Annotated in this window: 12 protein-coding genes; 2 read left to right on the top strand and 10 right to left on the bottom strand. The window is 49.9% G+C overall.

What is annotated here, in order from left to right; all coding sequences use genetic code 11:
* Positions 1-62 precede the first annotated feature (62 nt).
* Positions 63-1,139, bottom strand: coding sequence for an AmmeMemoRadiSam system radical SAM enzyme (gene amrS / locus HNR75_RS09505; RefSeq protein ID WP_188026744.1), 1,077 nt, complete (start codon positions 1,137-1,139; stop codon positions 63-65).
* 56 nt (positions 1,140-1,195) lie between these two features.
* On the opposite strand from amrS, the gene amrB reads away from it, so the two are divergent.
* A complete protein-coding gene (gene amrB / locus HNR75_RS09500; RefSeq protein WP_188026743.1) occupies positions 1,196-1,972 on the top strand; it encodes an AmmeMemoRadiSam system protein B in 777 nt (258 codons plus the stop codon).
* The gene (gene amrA / locus HNR75_RS09495; RefSeq protein WP_188026742.1) at positions 1,950-2,537 is read left to right on the top strand and encodes an AmmeMemoRadiSam system protein A; all 588 of its coding nucleotides are present in this window, start codon (positions 1,950-1,952) and stop codon (positions 2,535-2,537) included. The genes amrB and amrA overlap by 23 nt, the downstream gene beginning before the upstream one ends.
* Before the next feature lie 50 nt (positions 2,538-2,587).
* Here amrA and accA read toward each other — a convergent pair whose 3' ends face one another.
* The 9 genes from accA to bamA are packed head-to-tail and all read right to left on the bottom strand — an operon-like array spanning position 2,588 to position 14,067.
* Positions 2,588-3,544 (bottom strand): acetyl-CoA carboxylase carboxyl transferase subunit alpha, encoded by a 957-nt coding sequence (accA, locus tag HNR75_RS09490; protein WP_188026741.1) that lies wholly within the window; start codon positions 3,542-3,544, stop codon positions 2,588-2,590.
* 17 nt (positions 3,545-3,561) lie between these two features.
* Entirely contained in the window at positions 3,562-7,044 is a 3,483-nt protein-coding gene (gene dnaE, locus HNR75_RS09485) for a DNA polymerase III subunit alpha (RefSeq protein WP_188026740.1), read from the bottom strand.
* Positions 7,045-7,057: 13 nt separating this feature from the next.
* A complete protein-coding gene (rnhB, locus tag HNR75_RS09480) occupies positions 7,058-7,651 on the bottom strand; it encodes a ribonuclease HII (RefSeq protein ID WP_188026739.1) in 594 nt (197 codons plus the stop codon).
* Entirely contained in the window at positions 7,648-8,829 is a 1,182-nt protein-coding gene (lpxB, locus tag HNR75_RS09475) for a lipid-A-disaccharide synthase (protein ID WP_188026738.1), read from the bottom strand. Before lpxB ends, rnhB begins: the two co-directional genes overlap by 4 nt.
* Positions 8,804-9,595, bottom strand: a complete 792-nt coding sequence (gene lpxA / locus HNR75_RS09470) for an acyl-ACP--UDP-N-acetylglucosamine O-acyltransferase (RefSeq protein ID WP_188026737.1) — start codon at positions 9,593-9,595, stop codon at positions 8,804-8,806. Before lpxA ends, lpxB begins: the two co-directional genes overlap by 26 nt.
* Positions 9,596-9,605: 10 nt before the next feature.
* Positions 9,606-10,061 carry a 3-hydroxyacyl-ACP dehydratase FabZ gene (gene fabZ / locus HNR75_RS09465; RefSeq protein ID WP_188026736.1) on the bottom strand — a complete coding sequence of 152 codons (456 nt, stop codon included), beginning with the start codon at positions 10,059-10,061 and terminating at the stop codon, positions 9,606-9,608.
* A 12-nt stretch (positions 10,062-10,073) separates the two neighbouring features.
* Positions 10,074-11,102, bottom strand: a complete 1,029-nt coding sequence (gene lpxD / locus HNR75_RS09460) for a UDP-3-O-(3-hydroxymyristoyl)glucosamine N-acyltransferase (RefSeq protein ID WP_188026735.1) — start codon at positions 11,100-11,102, stop codon at positions 10,074-10,076.
* 3 nt (positions 11,103-11,105) lie between these two features.
* Entirely contained in the window at positions 11,106-11,609 is a 504-nt protein-coding gene (locus HNR75_RS09455; protein WP_223157864.1) for an OmpH/Skp family outer membrane protein, read from the bottom strand.
* Positions 11,610-11,643: 34 nt separating this feature from the next.
* The gene (gene bamA, locus HNR75_RS09450; protein WP_188026733.1) at positions 11,644-14,067 is read right to left on the bottom strand and encodes an outer membrane protein assembly factor BamA; all 2,424 of its coding nucleotides are present in this window, start codon (positions 14,065-14,067) and stop codon (positions 11,644-11,646) included.
* Positions 14,068-14,080 lie beyond the last annotated feature (13 nt).

The following is a 14,080-nucleotide window of genomic DNA, read 5'->3' as shown; positions in this document are numbered from 1 at the left end:
GAAAATAGATAAGCAATTGGTCTGACAGCCCCCCTGTCAGGCCAATTTTTTCATAACCGATTTTACCTGATCTCTACCGGTAACCGCCTTGGCCCCCACGTTCCGGGCTGATGTTCAAAAACACCCGCGATTGCCGCTCCGCAATGTTTGCAGTGCCCGTCATGCAATGCCCAGGTTCCCAGACGATAATAATCCCGCTCAATCAGTATTTTCCCACAGGAAGGACACCAGGTACTGCCATCGGCCACATCATGCACATTCCCGACATAGACATAATGCAGACCATGCGCCTTGGCGATATCCCGCGCCTGCAGCAGGGATGCCATCGATGTCGCCGGTTTATCCAGCATATGAAAATCCGGATGGAAGGCCGTAAAATGCAGAGGAACATCCGGCCCCAGCTCATCGGCAATCCAGCGACACATGGCCTCTAACTCTTCTGCCGAATCATTTTCACCGGGGATCAATAAGGTGGTCAGCTCAAACCAGACTTTGGTTTCCTGTTTCAGATAACGCAGCGTGTCCAGTACCGGCGCCAGATGTCCGCCACAAATCCGATGATAAAACGATTCGGTGAATCCTTTCAGATCCACATTGGCGGCATCCATGGCGGCAAAAAACTCCCGGCGTGGCTCGGGATTGATGTAGCCCGCCGTGACCGCGACGGTTTTGATATCCCGCGCATGACAGGCGGCAGCGACATCCACTGCATACTCCATGAAGATGACCGGATCATTATAGGTAAAGGCGACGGAACGACACCCTGTCTGCTCCGCCATTTTCGCCAGCTGTTCCGGTGTTGCTGAAGCACTGAGTGTTTCCATGTCGTGGGATTTACTGATATCCCAGTTCTGACAGAAGGCACAGGTCAGATTACAGCCGGCGGTGCCGAATGAAAGCACCGGCGTACCCGGTAGAAAGTGGTGTAATGGTTTTTTCTCTATGGGATCGATACAGAAACCACTGGAACGACCATAACTGGTCAGCACGATCTCCCCGCCCTGCGCCATACGGATGTAACAAACACCCCGCTTGCCTTCCCGCAGTTCACAAAACCGCGGACAGAGCGTACAAAGCGTATGACCATTATCCATATGACGCCAGTATTTAGTTGAAACTGTATAGTCTGAATTATCCATACAACCTCCGCAGCAACACTATAATTGTAGATGACATCTATCCATCAGGAGGTGGTATGCAGGTTATCCATCAGCCCGCTGTAGCGGATATGTTTTATCCGGCAGATCCGGGCAGACTTCGGGACTGGATGCAACATCATGTCACAACAGCGTCCGAAAACAGACAGAAACCCCGGATGCTGATTCTGCCTCATGCCGGATACCGTTTTTCCGGCGCTATTGCCGCGCAGGGGTACAGTTTATTGCGGAAAGGAGACTTTAAGCGGGTGGTTGTGCTCTGCCCGGCACACCGGGTTTATCTGCAGGGTATCGCCGTTCCCGAGCACTGGGATGGTGAAGCCACCCCTTTCGGAACTATCCCGCTCGATAAGCAGGCGATAGCGTCATTACTGTCGTTACCCGGCGTCATTGCCGCTAACGAAGCTCACCGCCAAGAACATGCAATAGAAGTCCAGCTACCGTTTCTGCAGTATCAACTGGGCGATTTCAGTCTGGTACCGCTGGTTGTCGGCGACTGTCCTGCCGAATATGTATCCGGGGCGCTGGAGCAACTGATGACGGAAGACACTCTGGCCGTGATCAGCAGTGACCTCAGCCACTATCTCAGCAAGGATATCGCCGAACTACAGGATGACTATACCATCCGGCAAATTCTGCAATTCAGTGAAACATTGACAGGTGACCAGGCCTGCGGCTGCTACGCCATTAATGGTGCGCTGCATTGGGCTCATCAGCATCAGCTGGATATCAAATTACTGGCGAAATGTAATTCAGGCGATACATCACACGACACAGAACGGGTGGTCGGATATGCAGCTTTTGCCCTCTATTGAACTGAATGAGCGCCGGTTGATGCTGAGCCTGGCACGGCAGGCAATTCAGAGTCACTGGACACCGGATGCCTCGGCGCCTGTAACATTAATGAACGGCGATCTTCGACTGGGATGCTTCGTTACGCTGCATAAAAATGGCGATCTGCGTGGCTGCATCGGTACCCTTGAACAGGATATGCCATTACAACAGGCCATTCCCTATTTTGCCCGTGCAGCCGCCTTTCAGGATCCCCGTTTCCCGCCGCTCTCTGCCAGGGAGTTACCCGATTGTATTCTCAGTATTTCACTACTCAGTGAACGGGAGCCATTACCTGCCGCAACCCGCGAGGAATTGCTGGCTGCACTGATCCCTTTCACGGATGGGTTATGGCTGAGCGATGGTTATCACCGGTCCACTTTTTTACCCGCAGTCTGGCGGCAGTTACCGGATAAGAATGACTTTTTGCATCATCTGCTGCTCAAAGGTGGCTGGTCATCCTCAGGCTGGCCGTCACAGATGAAGGCCTGGCGTTACCACAGCCTTGAGTTTTCTGAACCCGATGGGGAGCTGGCGCCGGAGGAATAAACATAAAAAAACAGCGCCGGAAGGCGCTGCTTTTATGGGGACGACGTGGCTCAGCAATAGCCGTGAGACATCAGTCGCTGATAACGCTGTCTCAATAATTCGTCCGTATGCAGTGCATGCAATTCGGTCAGATCAGCCTTGATGCGCTGTTTCAGCAGACCAGCCATCTCTTCCACATTACGATGCGCACCACCCAGTGGTTCCTGCACGATACCATCAATCAGCTTCAGCTCCTTCAGACGCGCAGCAGTGATACCCATTGCTTCAGCAGCAACGCTCGCTTTTTCTGCACTCTTCCACAGAATAGATGCACAACCTTCCGGTGAAATAACCGAATAGGTGGAATACTGCAGCATATTCACGCGATCACCAACACCGATTGCCAGTGCACCGCCTGAACCGCCTTCACCAATAACCGTACAAATGACCGGTACTTTCAGGCTGGACATCACTTTCAGGTTGCGGGCAATCGCTTCTGACTGACCACGCTCTTCCGCACCCACACCCGGATAGGCACCCGGTGTATCGATGAACGTAATAATTGGCATCTTGAAACGTTCAGCCATCTGCATCAGTCGCAGCGCCTTGCGATAACCTTCCGGTCTCGGCATACCGAAGTTACGTTTGATTTTTTCCTGAGTATCACGGCCTTTTTGATGACCAATCACCATAACCGGCTGACCATCCAGACGCGCCGTACCACCGACAATCGCTTTATCATCAGCAAAAGCACGATCACCGGCCAATTCATCAAACTCAGTGAAAATATGGGAAATGTAATCCGCAGTATAAGGACGCTGCGGATGACGCGCCAATTGGGAAATCTGCCATGCACCCAGATCAGAGAACAGCTTTCTGGTCAGCTCTTCATTCTTTTTTTCCAGATGTTTGATTTCATCTGACAGATCCACGCTACTGCCAACATTCTCACTGACATGTTTCAGTTCTTCGATTTGTGCCAGCAGTTCGGCAATAGGTTGTTCAAATTCCAGAAAGTTCATATTCATAGTTGTATCCGAAATCGCTACTCAAATATCAGTTCAACGCCTTGCTTACCCAAATGGGATCGCAGCTCGTTCAGTAGTTGATCGGTTGGCGTTACCCGCCATTCGGTCCCCAACGTCAGCTGCCCCTGCACACCCGTTCTGCGATAGCAGACATGCACCGGGCAAATCCCTGCACGATGAGGCGTTAATATGTCGGCAAGATTCTGCATAAAGCGATCTGCCATATCAGACTGCGTTACTTTTACCCGCAGTCCCCGTGCGTGACGACCACGCGCATCTTCAATATCCAATACTTCGCGGGCCGACATTTTAATGCCACCCGCATACTCGTCAAAGCTGATTTGACCGGTTACGACTAAAATCCGGTCTTTTTGCAGCAATGATTCGTATCTTTCCAGTGCCTCGCTGAACAAAGTGATGTCTAAACGACCAGAACGATCATCTAACGTCAGAATACCCATTTTGGTACCACGCTTGGTGATCATCACCCGGGCATTCAGAACAAGGCCTGCCGCTACCGCAGGTTTATCACGTTCTGTAGGCTGTAAATCGCATAAACGCCCGGAAGTATAATGCTTTAATTCCGCCAGGTATTGATTTATCGGATGACCGGTTAAATATAAACCGAGAGTTTCCCGTTCGCCATCCAGCCACTTCTGATCCGACCACTCGGGAACATCGGCAAACGTCGGCGTGGGTAATACGCCGTCATCAGCGAATAGATCACCAAAAAGATCATTTTGCCCGAGCGCCGCATCTTTCGCTTTCTGTTCCGCAGCCTTCATCGCCTCTTCAAGCGACGCCATGATAGCAGCCCGGTGCGGACCTAACCGATCCAGCGCACCAGCATACACCAGCTTTTCCATCACCCGTTTATTCAGGCGTTTGATATCCACCCGGTTACAGAAATCGAACAGATCACGGAATGGACCACCCTCGTTACGGGCGGCAATAATAGCTTCAACCGGCCCTTCACCTACTCCTTTGACCGCACCGATGCCATACACCACTTCGCCCCGTTCATTCACGGTAAAGCGGTATTGCCCAGTATTCACATCCGGCGGGATCAGTTTCAAGCCCATGCGCTGACACTCATCGACCAGCGTCACGATCTTGTCGGTGTTGTCCATATCCGCGGTCATCACCGCAGCCATGAATTCTGCCGGGAAATGTGTTTTCAACCAGAGCGTCTGATACGAAACCAGCGCATAGGCAGCAGAATGCGATTTGTTGAATCCGTATCCAGCGAATTTTTCCACCAGATCGAAAATCTTCATCGCCAGTTCGCCATCGACGCCATTTTTTACCGAACCGGCTTCAAAACCGGAGCGCTGTTTGGCCATCTCTTCCGGTTTTTTCTTACCCATCGCACGACGCAACATGTCTGCGCCACCCAGCGTATAACCCGCAAGGGTTTGTGCGATCTGCATAACCTGTTCCTGATACAGGATAATGCCGTAGGTAGGCTCCAGAATCGGCTTCAGTGACTCATGCTGCCACTGAATATCCGGGTAGGAAATTTCTTCACGTCCATGCTTACGGTCGATGAAGTTATCCACCATGCCTGATTGCAGCGGCCCTGGACGGAACAATGCCACTAGCGCGATCATGTCCTCAAAACAGTCCGGCTGCAGACGTTTGATCAGGTCTTTCATGCCGCGCGATTCCAGCTGGAATACCGCGGTGGTTTCTGAATTTTTCAGGATTTTGAACGATGTCGGATCATCAAGAGGAATGGCCGCAATATCAACCGGCTCTTTACCCTCTTTGGCAAGACGTGGATTGATCATATCCAGCGCCCATTTGATGATGGTCAGTGTCCGCAACCCCAGGAAGTCGAACTTCACCAGGCCGGCATATTCCACATCGTTTTTATCAAACTGGGTAACCGGCTGCAGCCCCTGGTCGTCACAATACAGCGGCGCAAAATCAGTGATCTTTGTTGGCGCTATTACCACACCACCAGCATGTTTACCCGCGTTACGCGTGACACCTTCGAGCTTGCGCGCCATATCGATCAGCGCTTTGACTTCTTCATCCTGCTCGTACAGTTCAACCAGCTTCGGCTCGGCATCAAACGCTTTCGCCAGTGTCATGCCCGGATCAGGCGGGATCAGTTTGGAAATACGATCGACGAAACCATAAGGATGGCCCAGCACACGACCCACGTCGCGCACAACCGCTTTCGCCGCCATCGTACCGAAGGTAATGATCTGAGACACGGCTTCACGGCCATACATCTGCGCGACGTGATCGATCACCTCATCCCGTCGATCCATGCAGAAGTCGACGTCAAAGTCTGGCATGGAGACACGTTCCGGGTTCAGGAAACGTTCGAACAGCAGGTCCAGCGCCAGCGGATCCAGATCGGTAATTTTCAGCGCATAAGCCACCAGACTACCCGCACCGGAACCACGACCCGGACCGACCGGAATATCGTTATCCTTCGACCATTGGATAAACTCCATCACGATCAGGAAGTAGCCGGGAAAGCCCATCTGGTTGATCACTTTCAGTTCAATATCCAGACGTTCGTCATACGCGGGACGTTTTTCGGCTCTCTCAGCCGGATCCGGGAACAGGAACTCCAGACGTTCTTCCAGACCTTCTTTGGATTTCATGACCAGGAAATCTTCCGTGCTCATGTCACCGGTCGGGAACTGAGGCAGGAAATACTCGCCTAACCGAACCGTCACGTTACAGCGTTTGGCAATTTCGACGCTGTTAACCAGCGCTTCCGGAATATCCTTGAACAGTTCACACATTTCATCCTGTGTGCGCAGATACTGCTGATTGCTGTAACGCTTGGGCCGGCGGGCATCATCCAGTGTGTAACCATCATGGATAGCTACGCGGATTTCATGGGCATCAAAATCGTCTTTATTGAGGAACACCACATCATTGGTGGCCACCACCGGCAGATCCTGCTGAACAGCCAGCTCGACGGCCATATGCAGGTAGGTTTCTTCATCCAGACGACCAGTGCGGATCAGCTCAAGATAAAACCGGTCGGCGAAATGTTGCTGATAAAACGCTGTACAGCGCTCGACCATCGCCTGATTACCCTTGAGCAGGAATTTACCAATATCGCCTTCCCGGCCACCGGACAACAGGATCACACCCTGCGCATGTTCCGCCAGCCACGCCTTGTCAATGACCGCCCGCCCCTGAATATGACCACGCTCATAGCCGCGGGAGATCAGCTGGATCAGATTTTGCTGGCCTTCGTTGTTCATCGCCAGACCGACCAGACGGAACAATTCATCGCCCAGTTCTTCGCTCTGAACCCAGAAATCAACGCCGATAACCGGTTTTATCCCTTTGCCGTGCGCATCGCCGTAAAAGCGTACCAGTCCGCATTGGTTCATCTGATCGGTGATCGCCATAGCGACCATTTTGTCTTCGGCAGCACGGGCTACCAGTGGCTTGATCTTTTGCAGACCATCCACCATAGAAAAATCAGAATGAATATGAAGATGAACGAAACGCGGTTCGGCCATGATGTATCCTGTTTTAGTCGAGACCCAGAGCCAGTTTCACTGGCTTGAAACTGCGGCGGTGTACAGCCAGTGCACCATGTTCCGCTAACGCAGCCAGATGTTGCGCCGTCGGGTAGCCTTTATGCTGCGCAAAACCATACTGCGGGTATTGCAGATCCAGTTCCGCCATTTCACGATCGCGGGTTACTTTAGCCAGTATTGATGCCGCACTGATTTCAGCGACCAGACTATCCCCTTTCACGACCGCTTGAGATGGCATTGCCAATACAGGACAGCGGTTACCGTCAACCAGCACGAATTCGGGCTGAATGGTTAACCCGGCCACAGCACGCTGCATCGCTTTCATGGTCGCCTGCAATATATTGAATTGATCAATTTCGGCAGGTGAACAACGACCAATAGCATAAGCCAGTGCATTTTCGCGGATAACATCAAACAGCGCTTCGCGCTTTTTCTCCGAGAGTTTTTTGGAATCATTCAGACCAGTGATTGGGCGCGCCGGATCCAGAATGACTGCAGCGGTAACAACATCGCCCACCAGCGGGCCACGACCAACCTCATCCACACCGGCGATTAACTGGTATGGCGGATAGATAAACGAACTCATATATGGCCCTGTAATACGTCAATAACAGCCTGTGCAGCCTGTTTATCTGCATCACAGCGGATCAACTGATGCAGGCGGGTAAATTCATCAAGCAATGCCTGATTATCCTGCTGCAGATAAGTGCCAACTGCAGCAGCCAGTTTTTCCGGTACACACTCATCCTGGATAAGTTCCGGAACCAGAGTACGCCCGGCAAGCAGATTGGGTAATGAAAAAGTGCGGATTTTAACCAGCTTCTGGCCTAGCCAGAATGTAAATGGCTTCACTTTATAAGCGACAACCATAGGCCGTTTTACCAGCATCGCCTCCAGCGTTGCAGTCCCGGAAGCCAGCAGGATAACATCCGCTGATGTCATCACAGCCCGGGCCTGCCCATCAACCAGCGTCATGGATAGTTCAGGCGCAACCTGCTGTTTAATCAGCTCAAACTGTGCTCTGCGGCGCGGATTAACCAGAGGCACCACAAACTGTAAATCAGGATATTTCTGCTGTAATAACTGGCATGCCTGTAAAAAAGACGGCGTCAGCATTTCAACTTCCGCACCACGGCTACCGGGTAAGACAGCAACAACAGGCGCAGCATTTTTCAGTTGCAACAGCTCACGGGCCGGTGCTTTGGGCGATTGCAGCGGGATTGCGTCCGCCATGGTATGACCGACAAACCGGCACGGTGCATTATGTTGATCATAAAACGCTTTTTCGAATGGCAAAAAAGCCAGCACCATGTTGGTTGCTCTTTTGATTTTATGAATCCGGCTCTGCCGCCACGCCCAGACCGACGGGCTAACATAATGGATCGTCTTGATACCTGCTTGTTTGAGCTGAAGCTCGACACCAATATTAAAATCGGGCGCATCCACACCGATAAAGATATCGGGCGGGTTTTCCTTGAAGTAACGGATCACCTGACGACGCACATGCAGCAGACGAGGTAAACGGCCAAGAACTTCAACCAGTCCCATGACGGAAAGTTCTTCCATTTCAAACAACGTCTCTATCCCCAGTTCCTGCATTCGCGGACCGGCAATACCTACAAACTCACAATCAGGATGAAGTTGTCTGAGATGACTCATCAGACCCGCAGCAAGAATATCGCCGGAGACTTCTCCGGCAATAATTCCTATACGCAGCGGCCGCCGGGCGGCGGATAAATCAGGGACGAATGATGCCACGCTCATTCTTTTTCAGGAAATCAACAAACAGTGCAACGGCCGGTTCATCCTGAGCCATTGTTTCCAGCACAGGCATCACTTCATCAATCGTTTTACCGCTACGATAAAGTTCTTTATAAGCCCGTTTCACCGCTGAAATCGCTTCTGGTGTGAAACCACGACGGCGCAGACCTTCGCTGTTAATACCAAAAGGTGTTGCATAGTGACCTGCAGCCATCACATATGGCGGCACATCCTTATTCAGCGCAGCCATGCCAGCGATGAAGGCGTGTGAACCCACCCGGCCAAACTGATGAATAGCAGCCAAGCCGCCAAAGATTACCCAGTCTCCGATGTGCACATGACCCGCCAGCGTGGCGTTATTAGCGAAAATACAGTCATCACCAATCATACAATCGTGCGCAACATGCACATTCACCATAAACAGGTTACGGCTGCCGACCTTGGTCAGGCTCTGATCCTGTACCGTACCACGGTGGAAAGTACAGTGCTCACGGATCACGTTTGCATCACCAATTTCCAGGAAAGTACGCTCGCCGGCGTATTTCTTGTCCTGGCAATCTTCACCGATAGATGCGAACTGGAAAATTTTATTATTCCGGCCAATTTTGGTTGGCCCTTTAACCACTACATGAGAACTAACCCATGTACCTTCCCCGATTTCCACTTCATCTTCGATACAGGTAAAAGCACCAATTTCCACATTGGCACCAATCACTGCATTCGGATGAACAATCGCAGAAGGATGAATTTTAGCGCTAGGATCGATCACAGGCATTCTCTCAACGTTTTGCGCACATGAGTTCTGCAGAACAAACGAGTTCACCATCGACAGTAGCGACACCCGTAAATTTAGCGATACCACGACGTTCTTTCAAATATTCGACATCCAGTACCAGTTGATCTCCCGGTACGACAGGGCGTTTAAAACGCGCATTATCAATAGAAGCGAAATAGTACAATTCACCCGGGTTCGGCTTACCAACCATACGGAACGCCAGAATACCGGTAGCCTGCGCCATCGCTTCCAGAATCAGAACGCCTGGGAACACTGGTCTTTCCGGAAAATGTCCCTGGAAGAAAGGCTCATTGAAAGAGACATTCTTGATTGCGCGCAGCACTTTACGTTCTTCTGACATTTCATAATGAACGACACGATCTACCAACAAAAAGGGATAACGGTGAGGCAGCAGCTGTAAAATCTCTTGAATATCAAGCTGATTGAGTTCGTTATTCAAACCAGGATCCTTTTACTTTTCTTCTTGCTTATCGAGCAATTTCTCAATATTAGACAGACGCTTATACATATCATCGATATGTAAGGTACGCGCTGCGGTTTTTCGCCATTCTTTATTGGTTTGTGCCGGTATGCCGGAAGAGTATATTCCCGGCTCCGAAATGGAACGCATGACCATAGCCATACCCGTGATCGTAACCTGATCACAAACTTCAATATGACCATTAAAGACGGAAGCTCCGCCTATAATACAATATTTGCCTATCTTGGTACTACCCGCAAATGTAGTCGCACCGGCAATAGCTGTGCCATAGCCAATTTCAACGTTATGTGCAATCTGGCAAAGGTTATCAATAATGACATTATCCGCAATGCGGGTGTCATCGATTGCACCACGATCAATACAGGTATTAGCACCGATTTCGACCCGGTTACCGATCACAACCCCACCTAATTGCGGGATTTTTATCCATTCACCGCGTGCATTGGCATAACCAAAACCATCAGCGCCAATCACTGTACTGGACTGAACCAGACAGTCATCACCGATCTGGACATTATGATAGATCGTTACATTAGCCCATAATTTAGTTCTGGCACCTAATTTGCTGTTTTTACCAATAAAACAACCGGCACCAATCATTGCACCATCACCCAGAACAACACCGGATTCAATTACTGCGTTCGCACCAACTGCAACACCCTGCCCCATAACTACGTCATCTGCAATAACTGCCGACGGGTGGATATTGACTGCCGGCGCCGGAGTGGTATCAAGCAACTGAGCTACCCGGGCAAATCCGATGTACGGATCCTTTACTACCAGCGCATTTGTCTGGCAGGCCGCCAAATCGGCAGCCTTGAGCAGAACAGCGCTGGCCTGAGTAGTGGCCAGATATTGTTGATATTTACTATCAGATAAAAAACTGATTTCCCCAGCCTGTGCTGTTTCCAGGTTTGCTATGCGCCCGATAACCACACTGGCATCGCCGTGCAACTCAGCATTTAACTGCTGAGCAAGTTGTCCCAGGGTGATGGTCATTACTTAGTTGCCTTTACTAACTTGTTGAATCACTTCTTTCGAAATATCGTATTTATCTTCGGTATACAACACTGCCTGACGATTCAGCACCATTTCATAACCTTCTGATTTGGCAATGCTATCAACGGCAGTCTTGATTTTTTCAATGACTTTTTTCTGTTCTTCGCCATAGCGACGGCGTTGATCTTCCTGCAGAGCCTGCGCCTTCACATTGAACTCTGCCTGAAGCTCAGACAGACGGCGTTGTGATTTAGTCCGCTCAGCTGCACTCATGAAGGATTCGTCTTTTTTGAGCTTGTCAGCCAGAGTCTGACCTTCGGTTTCCATGCGTTGCATCTCACGAATACGAGAATCAAATTCTGTATTCAATTTGCTTTTAATTGCTTTGGATTGCGGAATTTCACTCATCACTTTTGCCAGATCAACAGTGGCAATGTCCACCGCATGAGCAGAAACAGATACACCCAAAGACAACAGTGCAACAGATAAAGTAGCCGCGCGCATCATGGTTTTCACTTATATAACTCCTTTTTTGACGCTATCAGAATGTGCGTCCGATATTAAAGTTAAACACTTCCGTTTGATCACCCGACATTTTTTTGATCGGCTTAGCAAACGAGAACACCAGTGGACCCATCGGAGATAACCACTGTAACGACATCCCCACCGACATACGAATATTGGATGGACTTGCATAGTCGTAATACCGGTCGCAAGCATAACCACAGGTATACAGACTGTCATCAAACGTTGTATCCCAAACTGTACCAACATCGTAGAAGAACGTGGTTCGTAACTGTTCACGATAGGTATCACTGACAAACGGCGTCGGTACAATCAGCTCAACAGATGCAACGGCCAGCGCATTACCACCAACTGATTTGCTTTCCGGGTATACAGCCGGTCCGCTGATATCACTGCGATCAAGCTGCAGGGCTCTCGGACCAACCGCATTAGAACGGAAACCACGCATCCACTGACTGCCACCGGCATAGTAGTTTTCAAAAAATGGCAACACCTGGTCATTACCATCCTTTTGTCCATAGCCGTTGCCGTAGGCTGTTTTAAACCGTCCGGAAACCACCCAGAAATGGTCACGATCAAATGGATAATAATGTGCGTCTTCAAAACTGATTTTATAGAACTGCAGATCAGAACCCGGAATTGTGATTTTACCGGATGCCTGCTGACGGTTACCCTGTGTCGGGAATACCCCTTTGTTCAGGTTATTGCGTGTCCAGGTCAAAGAGACATCGTAGTCATCAAAAACGGCATGACCATCTTCCGTCATATCAATTGCATTGATATACCAGAATTTATTAATCTGCGCATAGTTGGTTGTTTTTGACAACTTGTTATGCTCGTAACCCAGGCCATATTCCAAACTATTCAACTCATCCAGCGGGTATCCCAGCGAGAGTCGCGCACCGATGGTTTCATTATCGTAATCCACCAGGTTGGCATCGCCCGCGGTGAATTTGTTGTAATAGACCTTACCACCCAGGCTTACGCCATCTACCGTGAAATACGGATCAGTAAAACTTAACTCAACATTTTTACTGTATTTATTGGTTTCAAAGTTAATGGCGCCCTTATTACCGGAACCAAAGAAGTTATCCTGCTGAATACCAGCCTGGAAACTCATCCCGGTTTCTGTACCGTACCCGATACCGCCATTGATGGAGCCAACAGAACGTTCTTTAACATCAACATCCAGATCTGCCTGGTCTTCGCGGCCAGGAACACGATGCGGCTGAACATCCACTTTCTCGAAATAACCAAGTTTATCCAGACGGGCTTTCGAATTTTCGATCTTGTCACCGGACAGCCAGGTTCCTTCCATCTGACGCATTTCCCGGCGCAAGACTTCATCTTTGGTGATCTGGTTACCCGTAAAGTTAATACGACGAACATAAACACGCGGACCTGGCTCAATATTGATATTCAGATCAACCTGTTTTGTTTCATCATTCATTGATGGATAGGTAGTCACTTTAGGATAGGCGTACCCAAACCGGCCCAGATATTTCGACAATACCTCTTCGGTATGGGTTATATCTGCCGCGGAATACATTGCGCCTTTTTCCAGAGGAATCAGGTTACGCATCTCCGCACTATGCCCCTCAAGATTCCCTTTCAGATCCACATTATTGAGCGTGTATTGCTCACCTTCATGGATATTGATCGTGACATACAGACCTTTACGATCCGGTGTCATGGATACCTGCGTGGAGTCCACTTTGAAACGGGCATAACCCCGGTTCATATAATAAGAGCGCAGCGTTTCAATATCCGCTTCCAGCTTTTGTTTCTGGTATTTCTGGTCGGCCATGAAATTCCACCATGGCACATCGTCACGCAAAGACAACTGAGCAATCAGTTTTTCTTCCGGGAATTTAGTATTGCCGACAATATTGATTTGCTGAATCTTGGCTGATACACCTTCGACAAACTTGAATTTCAGATTGACGCGGTTACGAGGCAGTGGTGTAACAACGGCCTGAACCTTGGCGGAGTACTTACCCACACCGTAATAGAAATCTTCCAGCGATTTCTCCAGGCTACGCAGCATGGTCCGGTCTAATGCCTCACCGACACGGACGCCACTGGATTCCAGAGTCTGTTTCAGCTGTTCTTCTTTGATGTCTTTATTGCCTTCAAATTCAATCTGACTGACGGTCGGACGTTCTTTTACCTGCACAACCAGTGCGTCACCATCCCGCACTAATTTGACATCATCAAAGTTGCCAGAGGAGTAGAGACGTTTAACTGCGTTCGCACTGGCATTACTATCCAGTGTATCTCCCACCCGAACAGGTAAACTTAACAATGCGGCCCCCAACGTGACGCGTTGTAAACCTTCAATACGAATGTCTTTTACGATGAAGGCGTCAGCTGCCTGCGCCTGTCCAATCACGCTGCATGCCAGCAGGCACGATGCAGCCAAAACTTTTTTTAACGCCATGTTGTATTGAGAT

This window comes from Tolumonas osonensis (assembly GCF_014202415.1).
GTDB classification, from domain to species: domain Bacteria; phylum Pseudomonadota; class Gammaproteobacteria; order Enterobacterales; family Aeromonadaceae; genus Tolumonas; species Tolumonas osonensis.
Note: the sequence above shows the minus strand (reverse complement) of the source record. Positions and strands in the feature narration are given on the sequence as shown.